Raw genomic sequence first — 21,064 nt, 5'->3', positions numbered from 1 at the left:
GGGCAGGCGCGGGCCCGCCCGGCATTGCGTGACGGAATGGCTGGCGCGGCCCGCTTTCGTGCGGACGCGACCGCCGCTAGTTGTGACGCCTGACGACCGGCGTGCCGGGTGGGAGCGCAAGGGCGGCTTCATAGGCGGCAAGCCCCTGCTCCAGGTAGTCCCGCGCACCGCTGTAGCCGCCCACGGCAAAGATGCAGCGATCCAGCGCAAAGAGACCGGCCGCCACGTCGGCCCAGTCCACCCAGCCCATATGGCCGATGCGTACGATGCGTCCCTTGAGCTGATCCTGTCCGCCGGCCATGATGATGCCGTATTTTTCCTGAGCCAGGCGCAGCACTTCCACGCCATCGATGCCCGCCGGCAGGCAGACGCTGGTGATGCCCCAGGCGAAATGGGACGGGGCGAAGAGCTCCAGGCCCATAACGGCAAGGGCGGTACGGGTGAGCATGGTCAGGGCCCATTGCTTGCGGTAGATCGCCTCCAGCCCGTCCTTGAGCAGCATGTCCAGGCTGACGTCCAGCCCCACAAGCAGGTTGACCGGCGAGGTGAACAGCGTCTGGCCCTTGGCCAGGTTGTCGCGCTCCTTGGGCAGGTTGAAATAGAAGCAGCCGGAGGGGATGGCCTCGGCCTTTCGCCATGCCCGGGCGGAAAGAGCCAGCAGCGCCAGGCCGGGCGGCAGCATGAGGCCTTTCTGGGAACCGGTCAGCAGGCAGTCGATGCCCCAGTCGTCCATAGGGCAGGGGGAAAGGCCCACGGCGGAGATGCCGTCCGCCACCAGCAGGACGTCACGCGTGCGCGTGATGGCCGCCACATCGCGCACGGGGTGCAGGACGCCGGTGGACGTTTCGGAAAGCTGCATGAGCACGCCGCTGATGCCGGGGTCGGCCTCCAGCGCCTTTTCCACGGCGGCAGGCTCCACCGCGCGGCCCCACGGCACATCCAGCAGGACGCATTCCAGCCCGCGGGCGGCGGCGATCTGCTGCCAGCGCTCGCCGAATTTGCCGCCGTTGACGACGAGCACCTTGTCCCCGGGCGCAAAGAGACTGTGCACGGCGGCCGTCATGGCGCCTGTGCCGGAGCAGGAGAGAGGGAGCACGGGCTGTTCCGTACCGAAGAGCGTCCGCAATTTGCCCTGGACCCGCAGCATGATGTCCTTGAAGGCGGCCTTGCGGTGATGGATCATGTCTTGCGCCAGCGCAAGGCGAACCTGCTCCGGCAACGGCGTGGGGCCGGGAGTGAGAAGACGGGGTTTGTTCAGCATGGCGTTTCCTTCACGGGCCCGGCAGTACGCCGGGCGTTGATGGCAAGGCGCGACCGCCTCAGTCGGCGCGCTGGGCAATGAAGCATTTGAGATACGCCGTTTCCGGCATGGCGACATGGATGGGATGATCCGGCCCCTGACCGCCGGCAAGGAGCAGCCGCAGGGCGGTCTTCCGGCGTGCGGCGGCCAGGCCCAGACAGCGGCGCAGCTCGTCGGCCGGCAAGTGGTGCGAACAGGAGCAACTGGCGATGACCCCGCCCGGAGCCAGCAGTCGCAGGGCAAGCGCATTGATCTTGCGGTAGGCGGCCAGCCCCTGCGCCATATCCTTGCGGCGCTTGATGAAGGCGGGCGGATCAAGGCAGATGAGGGAAAAGCGCCTGCCGCTGTCGTGCAGCTCGCGCAGCAGCTCAAAGGCATCGCCGCACAGGGTATGGATGGCCGCGTCGTCGGCCAGACGGGGCGCATTGCGGGCGGCATTGAGGCCGGCCAGCTCCACGGCCTGCGGCGACGCGTCAAGAAAGGTCACGGAACGGGCCCCTCGCGCGGCCGCCGTGGCGCCGAAGCCGCCGGCATAGCAGAAGATGTCCAGCACGTCCGCGCCCGCGGCGTAACGCGCGGCCTCCTGCCGGTTGGCGCGCTGATCGTAAAACCAGCCGGTCTTCTGTCCGTCCAGCAGGGGCGCGGTGAAGGTGCAGCCGTTTTCGGGCAGCTCCAGCCGCCGGGGGACGGGGCCGTCCAGCACGTTTTCGCGGGCGAGCCCTTCCAGCGAGCGGGAGGCCAGGTCATTGTCCCAGAGCAGGGAGGCCGGATGGATCAGCTCTTCCAGACAGGCGGCGACGGCCTCCCGCCGTGCCTCCATGCCGGCCGTGCCCAGTTGCAGGGTCAGATGATCGCCGAAACGGTCGATGACCAGCCCGGGCAGCAGATCCCCTTCCCCGTGGCAGAGGCGGTAGAAGGGGTGGTCAAAAAGGCGCTCGCGCAGTTCCAGCGCCGCCCGCAGGCGCTGCCGCAGCAGATCGGCGTCAAGTTCCGTATCCGGGGCACGGCTGTAGAGGCGGGCGCAGATGAGCGAATGCGGGTTGACATAGGCGCTGCCGATGACGCCGCCGCGGGCATCCCGCACGGTGGCGGATTCTCCGGGCGTGAAGGCGGAAAGAGGGCTCTTCCCGCTGTCCACCTCATTGCCGAACACCCAGAGGTGTCCTGCCCGCAGGCGGCGATCCTCACCCTTGTTGAGCCAGAGGGTCTGCATCGGTCAGTTTCCCGCCTTTGCCTGCTGGGCCGCGACAAGGTCGGCCAGCGAATTCTTGCCCGGTGTGGCATCAAGGCGCAGACGCGGCGCAAGTTGCAGCAGCCACAGGGGATCGTCGCCCTGGATGGGGATCCAGTCGTCGCCGGTGATGCTCAGTCTCAGCTCACCGGGCGTGGCGATGAAGGTCCTGAGGGCGGGCAGGGCTTCTCTGCCGTTGGGGAGGTTTTCGGCGACCACCTGAGCCAGGGTCTCCATGCCCATCTGGGCGACGGCCGGGTCGGGGGCGATGTTGAGAGCGATGATGGCCATGAGCCCCTTGTCCGTCAGCCGGCTATCCAGATGGCGCAGGGTCGTCCAGGGGCCAAGCACGCTCTTGCCCTGCGCTTCATGCTGATACGCCAGCTCGCAGAGGGAGTCCGCCACGATCTTGCCCGAATGCCGGGATTCCCCGTTGGTGAGAGTCTGCGTGCTGGACATGCTGAGGCGGATATCCTTCAGGCCGGGAAGCGCGAAGGGGAGGGGCATGGCCTGGAGCATCGATTCGGGGATGAGAAAATTGCGTATGGTGCTGACCAGGGTCTGGGTGTCTCCCTCCAGCGCCCAGGTGGTGTCCAGCAGCTCCAGAGAGACGGATATGCCGCCCAGTCCGCAGTCCGCATCTTTGAGCAGCATGTGGGAAAAGAAGGGCTTGTCCGGGGCATGGCTGGCCAGGAAGGCTTCAAAAAGTCGGGGATCCTCCACGGCAAGCAGGAATTCCTTCGCCAGCGCGCTGTCAGGAAGGACAAGATCCCGCATGGCGTAGTCGACAAGACGTATGCTGGCAGAACCTTCGCCGCCGTTCCCCTCCAGCCGCATCTTGCGGAAGGCGAGCTGCTTCAGGCGGCGGGGGCCTTCGGCGCGGACGATGTCGAGTCCTCCCAGCACGAACGTATCGGTGGGTTGCCGCATTTCCGCATCCGTGACGGCAAGCGAGGTAAAGGGGATGTCCTCAATGAAGGTATCCCACACCTGCGCCATATCCTTCAGGGAGCCAAGCTTTTCCATCGCCTGAGGCACAAGATCGGTCATCGTCAGCGTGCCCAGTTGCAGAGCAAGGCTGTCTTCCTGCCGCAGGGCGCATTTTTCCAGGTAGATGCTGCCTATGCCGCCCTGCATGTCCCATTTTTCCAGCCTGCCCTTGCCCAGCGTCATCTCATATGTCGGCTGGTGCGGCTGCCGGAAGGTGAAAGCGACGTTTTCCAGCACGAGGGAACGGGTGACGCCCTGGCGCAGCGCATTGTCCGGCGTTTCCGTGCCGTCCCGCAGTTTCTTGAACTGTGCTACGGGGATGGCCAGCCCTTCCCCCTCCATGCGGGCGACGCTCAGGCGGCAGTCCCCGGCGTCAGGCGATGAGCTGTCATGGGAGACGTTCGTCCCCTGCCAGGCATCCAGCATGGTCAGATAGCCCTGGGCGGGCAGCAGGAAGTCCAGCTGCGGGATGGAGTGCAGGAGGGCGCGCAGATTGATGTCGCCCCGGATCTCCCGGGCCAGATAGGGGACACCGGTTCCCGTCGAGGAGAAGTCGGCCTTGACGTCATGCAGCACCAGACGGCGGGACAGGGAGTCGTATTCCCATGAACTGATGCTGAGCTGTTTTTCTGCCTGCGCCTGTTGAAGGGTGGCTTCGATTTGGCTGCGGATGACGGTATCGGCCGCATAAAGCAGACCACCGGCAACGACAAGCAGGATGAGGAGGAAGATCAGAGAGCGTTTCATGGTTCCGCCTTGTTGTGGAAAGATCGTTCAGATTGTTTTTTGTTCTTATCTCTGTTTTTTCTTCAGTCTGTCAATCTGTGCGCGCAGCGTCTCCGCTCCCGGCTCCACGGTGATGATGAGGGGGGGCTCCTCTCCCGCGGCCGGCGGAGTGAAGGGGTCCCAGAGGACGCCGTCCGGCAGGCGGACGTCCAGCGTGCCGGGCTGCCGCCAGAGGCGAAGCAGGGCCTCGCGCAGGGGGTGCGGCAGGGGCGCGGGCAGGTACGCTTCCAGCGGGCGCAGGGGATCGCGCAGGGCGTCGGGCCGGTTGAGGCCCACCAGGGCAAGCAGTCCCTTGTCGGCATAGCGGACGTTCAGCTGGCGCACGCCTGCGTTTCCCGCGGGGATGACAGCCGAAAGACTGCCGTCGGCCAGGCTGCTCCGCCAGGTGAGGCGTTCTTCCGTACCGTCATCGGTCACATGGCTTTGTGCGTCCATTTCCCACTGCCAGACGGCACCCGCGGGCAGCGCGAGACCCAGCGCGCCGGCAAGGGCGTCGGCGTAGAGCCGGCCCCCTTCGAGGCGGCGGTGCGAGTCTCTGCCGTCCAGGTCCACATCTTTTTCCCAGGAGAGCCGTTCAATGGCGAACAGCGGGGCATCCGCCAGCCGGCAGCGCACATCCGCAAGGCTCCAGCCGTTGTCGCCGCGGGAGCCGGCAGGCTGGTTCCGGGCGGCGACCGAGGCGGGCGTCAGGCTGTGCGTCAGACTTGCCAGCATGTCGGGGGCGGCCAGCATGTCGGCGAGCGGGAGGGCGGCATGGCGCAGCACTCGGCATTCCACCATGTAGGGGGCGCTGTCCAGCGTGATCTCCCGTCCGTTCAGGCGGAGCAGCTTGCCGTCGGCAAGGGCGTCGGCGCTCAGTTCCCGTATGCTCAGGCGCAGGGGGGCAAGCAGGGAGGGCGCATCGTAATCGCAGAAGTCCGCCGAGTAGCGGGAAAAGCTCACGCCCTTGCGGAAGGACGCCAGCGTGGCGGTCCCCCGATCCAGCGCCCAGAGCAGGGAAGAGGAGATCTCCAGATGGGCGATATGCTGGCGCTGGGCGCTCCAGGCGCCGTCGGCTGTCTGCAGGCGCGCGCCCCGAAGGTTCACGTCATCCAGCACGAGCGGCCCGCGATCTTCGCCGGGGGGGACGTTATGGCCATGCTCCAGCGTCTGCAATATGGCGTGGAGATGTTCGGTATCCAGACTGACGGAAAGTTCGCTGACCTGCAGGCGCAGTCCGTCGCCCGGCTGGCGGATGTCCAGATCCCGCAGGCTGATACGCCCGGCCAGCAGGGAGGCTTCCACCTGTCCCGCAACGCTTGCCGGCCGGCCCTGACGGGAAAAAAGGTGAGGCAGGCCGTCCAGTACGGCCCGCTCCATGCGCTGTTCCGCCTGATGCAGAAAGCCGTAGGCCGCCAGGCAGAGCAGCGCCGTCAGGACAAGCAGGGCAAGAAGGAGTTTTTTCATGGCGGGGAGGAAAGGGGCGGCCCGGGCCGCCCCTCCGTCTGTCAGTCGATGCGATGATGGCAGCCGAGGCTGTGCGGATTGCGCATGGCGGCCTGTGTGATGACGTAGGCCGTCTGCGAGCCGTGGAACAGATCGACCAGCCGGCGGGAGATGCGCGTGGTCTTGTAGAAGTCGTGGATATGGCGCACAAGGTCGCGCATATCCTCAAAGGCGCGGCGCAGGCGCGGTTCCGAGCGGGAGATCCCCACATAGTTCCACATGGTGCTGCGGATGTTGAACCAGTCCTGCGCCACCAGCGCGGGGTCGTCGCGCTGTTCGTCGCCCTCGTGCTGCCAGTCGGGGATGGCGTCGGCAAGGCCCTTGGGGATGACGCCGTGCTTGCGGCCGACCTGTTTGGCCAGATCGCGTCCGCAGGCCACCCCCCAGACCACGCCTTCCAGCAGGGAGGTGCTGGCAAGGCGGTTGGCCCCGTGCAGCCCCGTGCAGGCGCATTCGCCGATGGCATAGAGGTTGGGCATGGAGGTGCGTCCGCAGCCGTCGGAAAGGACGCCGCCGCAGAAGTAGTGGGCGGCGGGGACCACGGGGATGGGTTCCTTGCGGATGTCGATGCCCACCTCCAGACACTGGTTGAACACCGTGGGGAAGCGAGTGGGCAGATCCTGCTTGACGCCGCTCACGTCGAGGAAGAGGCAGGGGGAGCCGCTGTGCAGCATCTCTTCCATCATGGCCTGAGCCACGATGTCGCGCGGGGCAAGGTCGCCGCGCTTGTCATGGCGCAGCATGAAGGGCTGGCCCTTTTCGTCCAGCAGGCGCGCGCCTTCGCCGCGCATGGCCTCGGTGATGAGGGGGCGGCGGTTGCTGCGTTCCTCGTAAAGGGCGGTGGGGTGGAACTGCATGAATTCCAGATTGGCCAGCGCCACGCCGGCGCGTGCGGCCATGGAGATGCCCGCGCCCACACAGTCCGGGGCATTGGTGGAGTGCAGGAACACTTGTCCCACGCCGCCGGTGGCGAGCACCGTCCAGTCGGCCAGGATGGTTTCCGGCTCGCCGCTCTCCTCATTGAGCACATAGGCGCCGAGGCAGCGGTTGGTGATGCTGTAGCGGTACTGGGTGATGCGATCGTGATGGCGGCTGGTCAGCAGGTCGATGGCGGCGCGCCGGAAAAGGCGGGTGATGCGCGGATGGGCCGCCACCTGCGCCGTCAGGCCGTCCATGATGGCCTTGCCGGAATAATCGGCCTTGTGCAGGATGCGCGGCGCGCTGTGCCCTCCCTCGCGCGTCAGATTGAAACTGCCGTCCGGGTTGCGGTCGAACTGCACCCGGGCGCGTTCGAGGAGCATCTCGTCCACGCAGACGGGCCCCTGCCGGCAGAGCTGCCGCACGGCCGAGCGGGAATTGTAGCGATGGCCCGCCACCATGATGTCATGTTCCAGGGCGTGCGCTTCGGCATCCGTATCATCGGTGGCGGCTCGGTAGATGATGCCGCCTTGCGCCAGTTCGGAATTGCCCTGGCCGAGGTTCTCCCCGGCGCTGATGAGCAGGACCTCATGGCCGGCATCGGCCAGAGTGAGCGCGACCGTGCAGCCGGCGACGCCGGACCCGATGATCAGGATCGGCACATGACAACGGGAATGACTCATGATCGTCCCTCAATGCCCGCAGGCGGTTACAAGCTCGTGCCGGAGCGGCGTTTCGGCCGCTCCGGCGGGGAAGGGGGCAATGCCCCGCAAAGATGACGCCTTGTCCACAACGCCGTCAGGAGGCGGCGCAGATGTCCAGCATGCGGGTCAGGGTCTCACGGGCCGGCGGGCAGAGAGACGGATCCACTTCCAGGGCCTCGGCCGTGCCGGCCTCGATGGCCTGGAGCGTGGAAAGGAGGTTGTCTTCGGTCACTTTGCCCATGTCGGGGCAGATGGCCGGCCCCAGCGGCAGGACGGTGCAGCTCCCGGCGTGCCGCTGGCCCAGGCGGTCCACGAGATTGGTCTCCGTGCCGACGATGAGCGTGCTGCCGGGTTTTTCCGCGGCAAGGCGGGCGGCCTCGTCGATGAGGAAGGAGGTGGAGCCTGCCCCGTCGCACAGGTCGATGACTTCCGGCCGGCATTCGGGATGGGCCATGACCAGGCAGCCGGGATGGGCCGCCCGGGCGGCGGCGATCTGCTCCACGGTCAGATGGTCGTGGATGGGGCAGCAGCCCGGCCAGAGCAGCAGCGGCGTCTTCCAGAGACGATGGGCGGGGTCTTGTTCCGCCGGGGAGAGGCCGTCGGCCCCCAGTTCCAGCTGATGCCAGTCGTCCGGGCCGAGGCCGAGCTGTTTGCCGACATTGCGGCCCAGGTGGCGGTCCGGCAGGAAGAGGACGCCCCGTCCCTGATCCAGCGCCCAGCGCATGATGGTACGCGCATTGGCGGACGTGCAGACCGCGCCGCCGAATTCGCCCACCACGGCCTTGAGAGCCAGCGTGGTATTGACGTAGGCCACCGGGATGACCCGGCGGCCGCCGTCGTGCAGCTGGCGCAGGACGGCGCGGGCGCTCTCGGCCGGCGACATGAGGGACATGGCGCAGTCGGCGTCGGGCGCGGGCAGATGGACCTTTTGCCCGGGCTTGGCCAGCAGCACGGCGGATTCGCCCATGAAGTAAACGCCGCAGAAGATGATATGGTCGGCCGTGATGTCCGGCACGCGGCGGGCCAGTTCCAGCGAGTCGCCGGTGATGTCGCAATGGCGCACGACGGCGTCATTCTGGTAGTGGTGGCCCATGATGCAGACTCGGGAACCAAGCCGGGACTTGAGGGCGGTGATGGCGGCAGCGGTATCGTGCATGCGGGTTTCCTTAAGGAAGGGCGGGCCCGGAGGCCCGGCCCTGTTGCAGGGTCATGCTGAAATCCGCCGCAACGGCGGAATGGGTCAGGCGTCCCACGGAGATGAAGTCCGGGGCGCGACGGGAACAACGGGCCAGTTCGCCGATGTTTTCCAGGGTCACGCCGCCGCTGACTTCCGTCTCGATGTACGGCGGCACGAGGGCCAGCGCCTCGCCCAGCAGCGGGGGGCGCATGTTGTCCATCATAATGCGGTCGGCCCGGGCGGCCACGGCTTCACGCACATGGTCGAGCGTGCGGCATTCCACTTCGATGGGCGGACAGGGGGAGTAGACGGAGCGCAGTTTCTCCACCGCGCGTTCGATGGAGCCGGCGGCGTCGATGTGATTGTCCTTGAGCATGAGCATTTCCGTCAGGTCCCGGCGGTGATTGCAGCCGCCGCCCGCGAGAACGGCATACTTTTCAGGCCAGCGCAGGCAGGGCGTCGTCTTGCGGGTGTCCAGCAGGCGGACGCCCGTGCCTTCCAGCTCACGGACGTAACGCGCGGTCAGGTTGGCGATGCCCGAAAGATGCGTGACGAAATTGAGGATGACGCGCTCGGCCTTGAGCAGGACCACGGCCGGCCCTTCCATGACGGCCACTTCCGTCATGGCCGGGACGCGCTCTCCTTCCCCGGCCAGCAGCGTATAGCGGACAGTGTCGGCCCGCATGGCGGCAAAGACGTCCGCCATGACGGGCAGGCCCGCCACAAGGGTGTCCTCCTTGGCCCGGATGACGGCCCGCATGGGATCAGTGGGAGAAAAGAGCCCCTCGGCCGTCAGGTCGGGGCCGTCCTCTTCCAGCGCAAGTTCCACGGCGCGACGTAAAAAAACTTCTCCGCGACCGGAGAAAAAAGTAGCCCAAGGCGTCAACATTTGCTTGTCCCTGTCATAGGTGCGTGCTAAGTCATGCCCGACGGTCGCGCGACGGCTTCACCCCATGTCCCGGCAAGCCGGCCGTGGTGGTCTGGCCGTCCGCAGCGTATGGCGACCGATGATGCTTCCTTGATAAAGTTCCTGTCCGCCTGCGTCAAGGCCGGGCGGGAATTGGGACGTTTTTCACAACATCAGGCGACAAAGGGGGGCGGTATGCACGATCATAAGGACTGGCAGGCAGCCGGCAGCCGTCCCGCTCCTTTCCGGCCCGGGACCGGCGCGCCGCAGCAGGGCGACGACGCGGCCCCGAAGGCCGCGACGCCTGACCAGCGGACCGGGACATCCGCGGCGGATCCGGCGACAGCCTCCTTTTCCGCCGTGCCGCCGCCACTGGCCGCGACGCCGGAGCAACAGACCGAACCGGCCGATGAGCCGCATCGCTACGCCATGCCGGACTTCTGTCTGGACGACGGCGACGAGATCGACGCCGAATTCGTCCATCCCGCCGATCTTGCCGATCATCTGGAAAATCTGACGCTGGAAAAGCAGGTCTGCGCCCTGCGCCATATGGCCAAGGAGGATGCCGCCGAGGCGCTGGCCGAGCTGGACGGCAGCGTGGCCGTGGACGTGCTCGAAAACCTTGATGCCGACGTGGCGGCCCAGATCATCGCCGAAATGGAGCCGGACGACGCCGCCGACGTGCTGGACGAGCTGGACGAGGATCATCGCGACGTCCTGCTCGGCAAGCTGGACAAGGAAGATTCCGAAGAGTTGCGCAACCTGCTCAACTTTGACCCGGATTCCGCCGCCGGCGTCATGAACATCGAGCTCATCCTGCTTGAGGAGCACATGACCGTGGATGAGGCCATCGCCCACATCCGCAGCGAGATGGAAGACAAGGAAAGTCCCTACTACGGCTATGTGGTGGACGCTTCGGACATCCTGCTCGGCGTGCTTTCCCTGCGGGACATCATGCTGGCCCGGCCCGGGACCGTGGTGGGCGACGCCGTGCGCGGGCAGAGCGTGGTCAGCGTCCCCTACGACATGGACAAGGGCGAAGTGGCCAGCCTGCTGTCGCACTACAACTTTCTGGCCATGCCCGTTGTGGACCACGAGGGACACATCATGGGCGTCGTCACCTACGACGACATCATGGACATCATGCACGAGGAGGCCAGCGCCGACATGCAGGGCATGGTGGGCGCGGACCCCGGGGAAAGCGTCGACACCCCGTGGCTGCAAAGCGTGGTCAGGCGCCTGCCCTGGCTCGTGGTGAACATGGTCAATTCGGCCTTATCCGCTTCCGTGGTCTACATGTTCGAGGGGAGCATCGCCCAGATGGCCGCGCTGGCCGTGCTCATGCCCATGGTGGCCAATCAGGCCGGCAATACCGGCCAGCAGGCCCTGGCCGTCATGATCCGGCAACTGGCGACGGACCGCTTCGAGCAGAAAAAAGCCTGGCTGGCCGTGCTGCGCGAGGCCAAGATCGGCCTGTTCACCGGCGTCATCATGGCCCTGCTGGCCTTTGTGGGGGCCTGGATATTCACCAGCGTGCCGCAAGTGGGCATGGTCATGGCCGGAGCGCTGTTTTGCGACATGATGCTCGGGGCCGTGGCCGGGGGCTCCATCCCCCTTATCTTCCGGGCTATGGGACGCGACCCGGCGCAGGCCTCCAGCATCTTCCTCACCACCATCACCGACGGCGCGGGCTTTTTCCTCTTTCTGGGACTGGCGACGCTCTTCCTTTTTCCTTAGCGTTTTTCCTGCGAAAAAGATGGTCAGGGAAAATGAAAAAAACCATGCAAGACGGCATGGGTACTTCACACCTGGACAATATCGGCCATCTTTATGTTTAACTGGCGGAAATTATTGAAAAATTATTCACCTTATATTTTAAGGAATATTCATGATTTCATAACAAAACGCATGTCGAAAATTCTCTAAATCTGCTCTATGTATTTTTGGGGACTGAACACCGCGAGAATAAATGACGGAGAAATGTGGACACTTTTTGCGGAGTATACTATTTCTTCATTTCTCTTTGTAAGAAATTTTATTGAAGAAGATTTCTGCATGTTCTGTTTATAGCTTTTTCGCTGCAATATGGAAAAAAATATTTTTTTTGATTTTTCAGGAAGAAAGTGAAAATCTTCAAGGTTGCTATCCAAAACTCGAGTAAAAGTATTATTACGCATGATAGTATTCCATTTTCCTGAAAAAACGATATAATCAGTTGCTAAATTGTACTCCATATATATGTTTTCCGTCATACTTTTGAATGCGGCATCACGTAACACATAGTATCTGAGCTTGGCGTGGTTTCTTTTCTCTTTTGTAATGACTTGCATCGTGCAAAGGAACGTGGCTTTTCCGTCGTTGGTTCCCATGTATGCGGCATGAACACCAAGCCAGACCGTGCTGCCATCCATATGTATAACGCGATACTGGATATCAAAACTTTCTTTCTGTTCAGCATGGGTTTTGAATGCTTCAAAAACGGGAACCAGGTCATCGGGGTGGAGAATATTGCGCGGATTTCCGCTTAATTCTTCTTCCATGTACTGTTCGCGCGTGCTGCCCGTTAATGCGTAAAAAGCATTATTGGCATTATTGGCATCACGGGTGATCCCCTCACCGAAAGAAATCTCAACTATGGCAACGGGAATCATATCGAGTACTTTTTTTACATCCTCCGAAAATATAATGGGTTTCATAAATTAATCCTCCTTCCATATATTGTCGTGCTGCAATTTTCCCGATTTTTCCCGACTGGAGAGGCTGACAGCGTAATACCGCGTGGCGGGTGTTCCATGCACCACTGCACACCAAAGAGTGCTACTTGCCCATGGCGTTCATAAAATCCTTGTTGGACTTGGTGCCCCGCATCTTGTCCAGCAGGAATTCCATGCTGTCGATGGGGGACATGGGCGCAAGGATCTTGCGCAGGATCCAGACCCGGTTGAGCACGTCTTCCGGCAGGAGCAGGTCCTCCTTGCGCGTGCCGGTGCGGTTGATGTCGATGGCCGGGAAGACGCGCTTTTCGGCCAGATGACGGTCGAGATAGATCTCCATGTTGCCGGTGCCCTTGAACTCTTCGAAGATCACTTCGTCCATGCGGGAGCCGGTGTCGATGAGGGCCGTGGCGATGATGGTCAGGCTGCCGCCTTCTTCGATATTGCGGGCCGCGCCGAAAAAGCGCTTGGGGCGCTGCAGGGCATTGGCGTCCAGACCGCCGGAGAGTACGCGGCCCGAAGAGGGAGTGACCGTATTGAAGGCGCGCCCGAGACGGGTGATGGAGTCGAGGAGGATGACCACGTCCCGCTTGCGCTCCACCAGGCGTTTCGCCTTTTCCAGCACCATTTCGCAGACCTGCACATGACGTTGCGGCGGTTCGTCGAAGGTGGAGCTCACGACTTCGGCCTTTTTGACCGTGCGTTCCATGTCGGTGACTTCCTCGGGGCGTTCGTCGATGAGCAGGACGATGAGGTAGACATCAGGATTGTTGGCGTTGATGGCATTGGCCAGCGATTGCAGCAGGACTGTCTTGCCGGTACGGGGCGGGGCGACGATGAGGCCGCGCTGTCCGCAGCCGATGGGGGCCATGAGGTCGATGACCCGGTTGGAGAGGTTCTTGTCCCCATTTTCCATGACGAGCTGACGGTCGGGATAAATGGGGGTGAGGTTGTCGAAGAGGACGAGATTTTTGGCGTTTTCCGGTGATTCAAAACCGATCTCAGTGACTTTCAGCAGGGCGAAGTAGCGCTCCCCTTCCTTGGGCGGGCGTATCTGCCCGGAGACCACATCCCCCTTGCGCAGGGAAAACCGCCGTATCTGCGAAGGGGAGACGTAAATATCGTCCGGGCCCGGCATGTAGCTGCATAAGGGGGAGCGCAGAAAACCGAAGCCGTCGGGCAGTATCTCCAGCACGCCGTCCCCGAAGATAGCCCCGTTCTGTGAGGCGCAGCTTTGCAGCAGGGCAAAGATGAGCTCCTGTTTGCGCATGGAGCTGGCATTCTCGATCTCGTATTTTTCCGCCAGTTCCATGAGATCCTGCATGCTGCGGGTTTTGAGATCGGTAAGACTCAGGGTGCTGTCGGACAGGAGTTCCGGCTCGGCCTTTTTTTTGCGAACGGGCTTACGAGGTTTTTTTTCCATGAGATTATGACAGGGAATACGGCACGATGGGTGTCGTCTGATGTGACAGAGGGGATCGCAGGGGATAAAACAAAAAAGATGTGTGCCTTGCGATTAGCGTAAGTCAGGAAAAAAGGCAAGGGAAAAAACAGGTTTTTTACGCGGGCGTCGGACAAGACGCCGTTGCGGCGGCGGTGCGGCTGACGGAAGGGGGGATCAGCAGGTGGCGGCTTCCGGCACTGAGGACGCCGGCGCATAGCGTTGGAGGAGGTCATCACGCAGGGCATGTTCATCCAGCTTGAGCACTTCACCGATCTCGCCGGTGACAAGGCTCATGGCCTGCTCCTGGAGGCGGCGTTCCCCGAAGGAAAGGTCCTTCTGCCGGCTGATGAGCAAAAGTTCCCGCAGCACTTCGGCCACCACGCCAAGGTCGGGGCTCTTGAGACGTTCGGAATATTCGCGGAAGCGGCGGTTCCAGTTCTGGCCCGTATGGATGTTTTTTTGCGTTTCGGACTGGAGGGATCCCCAGATGCGGCGAGCCTCCTCGGCGGCGATGAGCGGGCGCAGCCCCACATTGGTCGCATTGGCCACCGGGACCATGAGCGTGATGTTGTTGGCGCGGATACGCACGATATACAGCTCGCACGCGACGCCGCCTATTTGCTGATTATTGACGCGTTCTATCTCTCCTACCCCTTGCGCGGGATAAACGACGAGCTCACCGGCGGTAAACATAGGCATCCACTTCCGGTTGATATGTGGGAGGACAAAAAGGGAAAGGTCGGGAAGAGATTTCCCGACTGTTAAAAAATCATAGCGCCACAAGAAAGTGATGTCCAGCAAAAATTTTTTTTTGCTGTCATGCGGCATGGTCGCCGGCAAGTGTGGGGACGTCTGGCGGCATGGGGCTCCCGGGCAGGCGGGAGCGCACGTTCGCAAGAAAGCCCCCGGCACGATGTGCGGCGGGGGCTTTCCTGCGGCGGGGAAGAGGCGCGGCCTATTTTCGCATACCGCCGGCGTAGAGGCGGCGGCCGTGCCGCAATTGCAGTTCGGCGACGATGAGCTGCTCATATTCCGGGGCCAGCGGCAGCTCGGCCTTGATCTGCTGGGAAAGCAGGCCTGCAAGTTGCTGGGTCTCTTCCCAGATCTCCAGCAGTTCGTCGTCTTCCAGCGTTTTCACCTTGTCGGCGAACGGGGCATCATCTTCAAAGGGCTGACAGGAACCCATGCCTATGTCCTAGTGTTGCGGGGTCAGGAAGGCCTGCACTGACGGCAGGGCAAAAAGGGCCTCAGCCATGACTGCGCAGCCTTCCGGCGCGGCGTGGGTACCGTCGCGGAGGCTTTGCATGTAGACGGCCGACTCGCTCAGCGTGGCAAAGACGTCGGCCCAGCCGAATCCCTGTTCGGCGCACAGGGCGGCATAGGCGCGATTGAGGTCGGCGATGCGGGCCGTCACGCCGGGATCGGCCACCGGGGGCACGCTGATGAGCAGGACCGGCGCAAGGGCGGCCGCTTCACGCAGCATGGCCAGCATGGTGGCGCAGACGTCGGCGACGGGCTTGCCGTCGGCGGGCACCATATCCACCACGCCGGCGCAGAAGGCGATATGCGGCGAAATGCCGGGGAGCTGACGGGCGTCCCACTCCCGCTTCCAGCGGGCTTTCACGTCAGCGACCGTATGGCGGCGTGCGCCGAGGTTATAGAAGGTTGCCGGCGGCAGGGCATAGAGGCCCGCCGCGCCGCCCATGCGGGCAAGCCGGCCGACCCAGCCGCCCCGCATGGCGTCGTCATTGACGCCGAGGGTCAGCGAGTCGCCGTAAAAGAACCATGTTTCCGTCACATTGCGGGACATTTCCGTTATCCTCCTTGGATCCGTTTCCCTGAGGGGGACGCCGCACGGCGTCTGCCGTCACAGGTTCCCGGCGGATTTCCCCCGGCGGGGATCGGCGGCGAAGTGCTGTTCCGTCTTGCAAAGATGCATGACCGGGCGCAGGCTGCCGGCCTCGCCGAGCGGGGCCAGGACCTCCAGACAGAAGACTGCCGGAGAGAGATACAGCGTAGTCCAATCCAGAGTGAATGTCACGGCATCGCCGTCCTGCGCCCACGGGCCGAGCAGGGGGCGGATGTCCGCCGTGCGCGGGCCTTTCCTGGTCTCGCGGGTCAGCGGATGTTCAGGCTCGCCGGCGAAGCGGGCAAAGACCTCGGCAAGGGTCGCGCCGTCCACGCCGTCCACGCTCAGGCGGAAGGTCTCGCGCACGGACTGCTCCGTACGCCGGCTGCCGTCCACGCTTTCCACATGCAGGATGTCCATGCCGGGGGGCAGGACATCCCGCAGCCGCCGGGCCACTTCCGCCGCGGCGAGCGGTTCGCGCAGGGTGATGGCGAACCATTCGGCGCGGCTCTCCACGCCCACAGGCAGGGCACGCCCGAAACTCATAAGCGGCAGCGGATGGAAACCCTGCGAGAAGCTCATGGGCAGGCGGGCGCGGCGCAGGGCGCGTTCCAGCAGGGATTGCAGTTCAAGCTGACTCAGGTAGGCGCAGCCGTCGGTCTTGCTGTGCCAGACGCGAAACTGCGCGGCCTTGACGGTGAGCTCCGGCGCTATCCGCGGCGGTTTCTTTTCCCGTTCCCGGCAGATGATGCGTCCTTCGGCGTCCCGGTGCGGCTGGTGGGCGCTCTGATCCCGCTGGCTGAAGATGAGGCGGTTGCGGTGCAGGGGGCCGCCATCCGTGGGTATGCCGGCATGGGGCAGGCGTGAGGGTCGGGCCGGGGTGTCGCAGGCTCCGCAGGCACGGCAGGCGCCGTAGCGGCAGTCGTCGGTCACTTTTGCGGCCTGGGCCCGCTCCCATTCGCGGCGCAGGAAGTCGGGCGAGATGCCGGCTTCCAGATGATCCCAGGGCAGGGGCGCGTCCTGGGGGCGGGCGGCGATGTACGCGGCGGGATCGAGTCCGTTCTCCGCCAGCGCTTCATACCACGGCGCGAGGGAAAACTCTTCCACCCAGCTCGTAAAGATGGCCCCCTTGCGGTAGGCGGCCTCCACCACCGGGGCCAGTTCGCGCCCGGCGCGGGAGAGGATGCCTTCCAGATGGCTCATGGACGGTTCATGCCAGCGCAGCTTGAGGAACTTCTGGCCCTTGAAGGCCTCGCGCACCAGGCGGACGCGGCGTTCCATCTCCTCCATGCCGATCTGTTCCACCCACTGGAAGGGGGTGAAGGGCTTGGGCACGAAGGGGGAGAGGGCCGCCGTGACCTGAAGGCGCGGATTGCCGCGTCCGGCGGCGTCGCGTACCTTGCGGCAGAGGTCGGCGATGGCCAGCAGGTCGTCGTCGGTCTCCGTGGGCAGGCCGATCATAAAATAGAGTTTGACTTGCCGCCAGCCGTATTCCAGCAGTTTTTGCACATGGAGGAGGAGCTGTTCCTCGCTGACGCCCTTGTTGATGACGTCGCGCAGGCGCTGGCTGCCCGCCTCCGGGGCTAGGGTGCAGCCTGTGCGGCGGATGTCGGCCATGCGGCGCATGATGTCGTCATCGATGGAGCCGACCCTGAGCGACGGCAGGGAAAGGCTGACCTGTTCATGGACGCAGCGGTCAAGCACCCGGTTGGAGAGCGTCTTCAGGGCGGAGAAATCCCCGGTGGACAGGGAGAGGAAGGAGATCTCGTCGTAACCCGTCTTGTTCAGGCAGTCTTCCAGCAGGCGGGCGATGTTGTCCAGCGAGCGTTCCCGCACCGGGCGGTACACCATGCCCGCATGGCAGAAGCGGCAGCCGCGCGTACAGCCGCGGGCTATCTCCAGCGAGAGGCGGTTGTGCACCGCGCCCACGGGCACTACCTGTTCCACGGGGTAGGGCGCGCTGTCGAGGTCGGCCACGATACGGCGGGCGGGGCGGGCATGATCGGCAAAGCGGGGGTGCAGGCTGCCGTCCGCCCGCGGCGTGAAGAAGGACGGCACATAGACGCCGGGGATGTGGCGCGCTTCCTCGAGGTAGCGCGCGCGGCCCCAGCCCGCGGCCTTGGCCTTTTCCAGCAGGTCGAGCACGTCCACGAGGGTCTCTTCGCCGTCGCCCAGCACGCAGAAATCCAGAAAGGGGACCAGCGGCTCGGCGCTGAGCAGCGCGCCGCCCCCCGCGAAGATCAGCGGACAGGCGGACAGGTCGTCGGGTCTGTCCGCATGGTGCAGGGGGATGTCGCCCAGATCCAGCATGTACAGCACATTGGTGTAGCAAAGCTCATTGGTGATGGAGAAGGAGACACAGTCCGCCCTGCCGATGGGCAGCCCGGATTCCAGCGTGCAGAGCGGGGCCGCGTGACGGCGCAGGATATCGCCGCTTTCCCGGTCCGGGGCCATGACGCGCTCGGCCCACCAGTTTTCGCGGGCATTGACGATGCCGTACAGAATCTTTTGCCCCAGATAGGACATGCCGACGTCATAGGTATCGGGAAAGGCCAGCGCGACCCGCAGGCTGACCGATTCGGGCGATTTGCGGCAAGCGCCTTCTTCGATGCCGACATGGCGGCTGGGGCGGGGCAGGAGCGGAAGCAGTTGTCGCATGGGATTTCCGGGCTGAAAGAGGCATGAAAAAAGGGCGGTTGCCACCGCCCCGGATCAGCAAACGGGAGAGCTCTCCCTTTCTGCGCCCTTCCGGCGGACCGGCGCGGGAACGGCGCGGACGTGAGTTACGGCGTCACCAGACCGCCGGAGGTGGGGGCGGGGCCGCCGCCGAACTTGAGCTTGCCGAGACCGCCGGCCACCGTGAGGTTGGTGCTGGCTTCAATGTACTTGTCCTGCATTTCCTTGGGGGTATCGACATAGCGGTACAGGAAATGCTTGCCCTCGATGGTCCCTTCGAAGTTGGGTTCAAAGGGGTAGCCGTAGGGGAGGATCATCATCTGCATGCCCTGTTGCGTGGGGATGCTCTGGATGATGGCGGTCTCATTGAGGCAGTCCTTGTCGGCATCATATTTGCCGATGACCAGTTCGCCGGTGACAAGCTTCATCAGTCGGATATCGTAGGCCATGAGTTTCTCCTCGAAGACGGCGGAAGCATCCGCCAGAGAGTGCACGCCGGGTACGGCCGTCAGGCGGGACATGCGGGGCAGGCAAAAAGCCCCTCATGACGCGGAGGCGCGCCGCCCGGAAAAACGCGATGCCGGCAGCGGGAGGGAAGCTCTTCCGCTGTCGTGGCTGTCAAGCAAATAGACGTTGCGCGGGCATGTGTCAAGGCTTTTTGTTGCCAGCGGCAAGGGCTTGAGCTACCGTCTGCCCATGAAAAAAAATTCGGTGCACATGCTGGATGAGGTCGTGGCCGGGCGTCTGGAAAGGGCGCTGGGCTATCGCTTTGCGAACCGTTCCCTGCTGGCGCTGGCCCTGACGCACAGCTCCTGGGCAAACGAGGGAGGATCGCTGCGCCAGCACAATGAACGTCTGGAATTTCTGGGAGATGCCGTGCTTGAACTGGCCGTTTCCAAGGAGCTCTTTGAGCGATTCACGCGGCTGCGCGAGGGGGAATTGACGCGTCTGCGTTCGCAGCTTGTGAGCACGCCGAGCCTTGCCCGGCTGGCGAGGAGTCTGGATCTGGGGCGAGCGCTTTTCATGGGGCGCGGAGAAGAACGGCAGGGGGGGAGAGATCGTGATACCGTACTGAGTGACGCCTTTGAGGCTGTGCTCGCCGCCGTTTATGAGGACGGCGGCTTCGCGGCGGCCCATGCGTGCGTCCGCAAGTTGTTTTCTCCACTCTGGCCGAAGCGGGAAGACGCTTCCCCCCGGCACAAGGATTTCAAGACGCTCCTTCAGGAGATCATGCAACAGCGTTACAGGGATCGTCCCCTCTATCGCCTGCTGGCCAGCCACGGACCGGAACACGCCAAGGTGTTCGAGGTGGTGGTGAGCCTGCCGGACGGCAGGGAATATGCCGCCTGCGGCACGAGTTGCAAAAAGGCTGAACAGGAGGCCGCGCGTCTGGCGCTGGAGGCGGAGCAAGTCCCGCCGCAGGCGACGGCCCGGTAATATCGACCATCTTGTCACGTCGCCTGCCATGCACGGCATGGAACGTGGGCGACCGACGGCCCGCGACACACCCTTTTCCGTTCCGGTCCGGGGGGACATTCCCCCCGGACCTCCCGTCTTTGGTCTGCCACAGCCTATGTAAAGATGGCTTAGCCGCCGATGAGCTGCAGAGCCATCTGAGGCAGCGAGTTGGCCTGGCCGAGCATGGCCACGGCGCTCTGCGTAAGGATCTGCTGGCGCGTGAATTCGGTCATTTCCGTAGCGACGTCCACGTCGCGGATGCGCGATTCGGCGGCCTGCAGGTTTTCAGCCTGGATGTTCAGGTTGGAAATGGTGTTTTCAAGGCGATTCTGCATGGCGCCAAGGTGCGCGCGAATCTTGTCCTTGGAAATGATGGCCTGGTTCAGGGCGTTCAGGGCCTTCTGGGCGGCTTCCTGGGTGGACACGGTGCCGCCGTCGCGCAGCTGCTTTTCGCCGTTCACGATCTGGTAGGCCTGGTTGCCGATACCGAGAGCGGAGGCGGTGGAATCGCCGATCACGACGTAGTAGTAGTCTTCCGCCGAGTCATTGGAGGTGCCGAAGTGGACCTTCAGGGCGCCGATGCTGGTCATGCCGGAGCCGTCGTGGATCTTGCCGTCGGCCCGATCCAGAGCGGACAGGGTGCCGTCGAGCAGCTTGATGCCGTTGAAGTCCGTGGAGTTGGCGATGCGGGTGATTTCCGAAGCCATCTGCTGATATTCGGATTCGATCATGAGGCGCTGGGTGGAGTCATAGGTACCGGTAGCGGCCTGTTCCGCCAGTTCCTTCATGCGGATGATCTTTTCGTCGATGATGCCCAGGGAGCCGTCGGCAACCTGAATCAGGGAAATAGCATCGTTTGCATTGCGTGAGCCCTGTTGCAGGGTTGCAATATCGGCACGCTGGAGTTCGCTGACAGCCAGACCGGCGGCATCGTCAGCCGCGCTGTTGATGCGGAGACCGGAAGAAAGACGCTGCGTCGAGGTAGACAGATTGCCGTAATGGGCATTCAGGTTCCTCGCAACGTTCATAGCCATCATGTTGTGATTAACGACCAAAGACATGGGACACCTCCTGCGGTGGTTATTAGTTAAGCTGTGCCCACTTTAATGCAGTTCGCGTGCCAAAATATAAAAACTGTTTTATTTCAGCATGTTGAAAGTTGTCATTTGCCGGTGGAAATTTTTTCCTTGCCCAAATCCCCGATTTTTCAGCGGCAAAACGGCAAAAGCTGCCCAAGGCGGCGGACGCAAGGCGGCTGGTCGCGTGGCGCGATCAGGACGGGACGGCCCGGCGACGGGCCGGGGGGCAGGGGGGATGAATGTTTTTTGTCGTGACCCCGCTTCGGCTTGCCGTTTTTTGCCCGGCATCCGGGCCGGGTCGCCTCCCGGCGGGGGGCAGGGGGTGAGAGGGGCTGGCCCCTCTACA

General features: G+C 63.7%; 17 protein-coding genes. 2 read left to right on the top strand and 15 right to left on the bottom strand.

Going from position 1 to position 21,064, the window contains the following annotated elements:
- Positions 1-76: 76 nt before the first annotated feature.
- From Q0J54_RS01265 to nadC, 7 genes are all read right to left on the bottom strand, one after another.
- Entirely contained in the window at positions 77-1,261 is a 1,185-nt protein-coding gene (locus Q0J54_RS01265; protein ID WP_296303478.1) for an alanine--glyoxylate aminotransferase family protein, read from the bottom strand.
- Between the two features lie 58 nt (positions 1,262-1,319).
- Positions 1,320-2,513 (bottom strand): class I SAM-dependent rRNA methyltransferase, encoded by a 1,194-nt coding sequence (locus Q0J54_RS01260; protein WP_296303477.1) that lies wholly within the window; start codon positions 2,511-2,513, stop codon positions 1,320-1,322.
- 3 nt (positions 2,514-2,516) lie between these two features.
- Positions 2,517-4,268: a hypothetical protein gene (locus tag Q0J54_RS01255; RefSeq protein ID WP_296303476.1), complete on the bottom strand. Its 1,752-nt coding sequence runs from the start codon at positions 4,266-4,268 to the stop codon at positions 2,517-2,519.
- 45 nt (positions 4,269-4,313) lie between these two features.
- Positions 4,314-5,753, bottom strand: coding sequence for a hypothetical protein (locus Q0J54_RS01250; RefSeq protein WP_296303475.1), 1,440 nt, complete (start codon positions 5,751-5,753; stop codon positions 4,314-4,316).
- A gap of 41 nt (positions 5,754-5,794) precedes the next feature.
- Complete coding sequence (gene nadB / locus Q0J54_RS01245; RefSeq protein ID WP_296303474.1) at positions 5,795-7,393, bottom strand: L-aspartate oxidase; 1,599 nt, start codon at positions 7,391-7,393, stop codon at positions 5,795-5,797.
- A gap of 115 nt (positions 7,394-7,508) precedes the next feature.
- Entirely contained in the window at positions 7,509-8,570 is a 1,062-nt protein-coding gene (nadA, locus tag Q0J54_RS01240; protein WP_296303473.1) for a quinolinate synthase NadA, read from the bottom strand.
- A 10-nt stretch (positions 8,571-8,580) separates the two neighbouring features.
- Positions 8,581-9,480 (bottom strand): carboxylating nicotinate-nucleotide diphosphorylase, encoded by a 900-nt coding sequence (gene nadC / locus Q0J54_RS01235; protein ID WP_296303472.1) that lies wholly within the window; start codon positions 9,478-9,480, stop codon positions 8,581-8,583.
- Positions 9,481-9,693: 213 nt separating this feature from the next.
- Here nadC and mgtE point away from each other — a divergent pair, with 213 nt between their 5' ends.
- Entirely contained in the window at positions 9,694-11,235 is a 1,542-nt protein-coding gene (mgtE, locus tag Q0J54_RS01230; RefSeq protein WP_296303471.1) for a magnesium transporter, read from the top strand.
- A gap of 185 nt (positions 11,236-11,420) precedes the next feature.
- On the opposite strand, the gene Q0J54_RS01225 is transcribed toward mgtE, so the two are convergent.
- The 7 genes from Q0J54_RS01225 to Q0J54_RS01195 form a co-directional block, all read right to left on the bottom strand.
- Positions 11,421-12,194 carry a PAS domain-containing protein gene (locus Q0J54_RS01225; protein ID WP_296303470.1) on the bottom strand — a complete coding sequence of 258 codons (774 nt, stop codon included), beginning with the start codon at positions 12,192-12,194 and terminating at the stop codon, positions 11,421-11,423.
- 121 nt (positions 12,195-12,315) lie between these two features.
- A complete protein-coding gene (gene rho, locus Q0J54_RS01220) occupies positions 12,316-13,566 on the bottom strand; it encodes a transcription termination factor Rho (protein WP_296303552.1) in 1,251 nt (416 codons plus the stop codon).
- 264 nt (positions 13,567-13,830) lie between these two features.
- Positions 13,831-14,349, bottom strand: coding sequence for a CarD family transcriptional regulator (locus tag Q0J54_RS01215; RefSeq protein WP_296303551.1), 519 nt, complete (start codon positions 14,347-14,349; stop codon positions 13,831-13,833).
- Positions 14,350-14,611: 262 nt separating this feature from the next.
- On the bottom strand, positions 14,612-14,842 hold the full coding sequence (locus Q0J54_RS01210; protein WP_296303469.1) for a hypothetical protein: 231 nt from the start codon (positions 14,840-14,842) through the stop codon (positions 14,612-14,614).
- A 9-nt stretch (positions 14,843-14,851) separates the two neighbouring features.
- Positions 14,852-15,466 carry a GDSL-type esterase/lipase family protein gene (locus Q0J54_RS01205; RefSeq protein WP_296303468.1) on the bottom strand — a complete coding sequence of 205 codons (615 nt, stop codon included), beginning with the start codon at positions 15,464-15,466 and terminating at the stop codon, positions 14,852-14,854.
- A gap of 57 nt (positions 15,467-15,523) precedes the next feature.
- On the bottom strand, positions 15,524-18,163 hold the full coding sequence (locus tag Q0J54_RS01200; protein WP_296303467.1) for a TIGR03960 family B12-binding radical SAM protein: 2,640 nt from the start codon (positions 18,161-18,163) through the stop codon (positions 15,524-15,526).
- 125 nt (positions 18,164-18,288) lie between these two features.
- Entirely contained in the window at positions 18,289-18,630 is a 342-nt protein-coding gene (locus tag Q0J54_RS01195) for a hypothetical protein (protein ID WP_296303466.1), read from the bottom strand.
- Positions 18,631-18,877: 247 nt separating this feature from the next.
- Here Q0J54_RS01195 and rnc point away from each other — a divergent pair, with 247 nt between their 5' ends.
- A complete protein-coding gene (rnc, locus tag Q0J54_RS01190; RefSeq protein ID WP_296303465.1) occupies positions 18,878-19,618 on the top strand; it encodes a ribonuclease III in 741 nt (246 codons plus the stop codon).
- Between the two features lie 149 nt (positions 19,619-19,767).
- On the opposite strand, the gene Q0J54_RS01185 is transcribed toward rnc, so the two are convergent.
- Positions 19,768-20,700: a flagellin gene (locus Q0J54_RS01185; RefSeq protein ID WP_296303464.1), complete on the bottom strand. Its 933-nt coding sequence runs from the start codon at positions 20,698-20,700 to the stop codon at positions 19,768-19,770.
- Between the last annotated feature and the right edge of the window lie 364 nt (positions 20,701-21,064).

The organism is uncultured Desulfovibrio sp. (assembly GCF_944324935.1).
Taxonomy (GTDB): domain Bacteria; phylum Desulfobacterota; class Desulfovibrionia; order Desulfovibrionales; family Desulfovibrionaceae; genus Desulfovibrio.
Note: the sequence above shows the minus strand (reverse complement) of the source record. Positions and strands in the feature narration are given on the sequence as shown.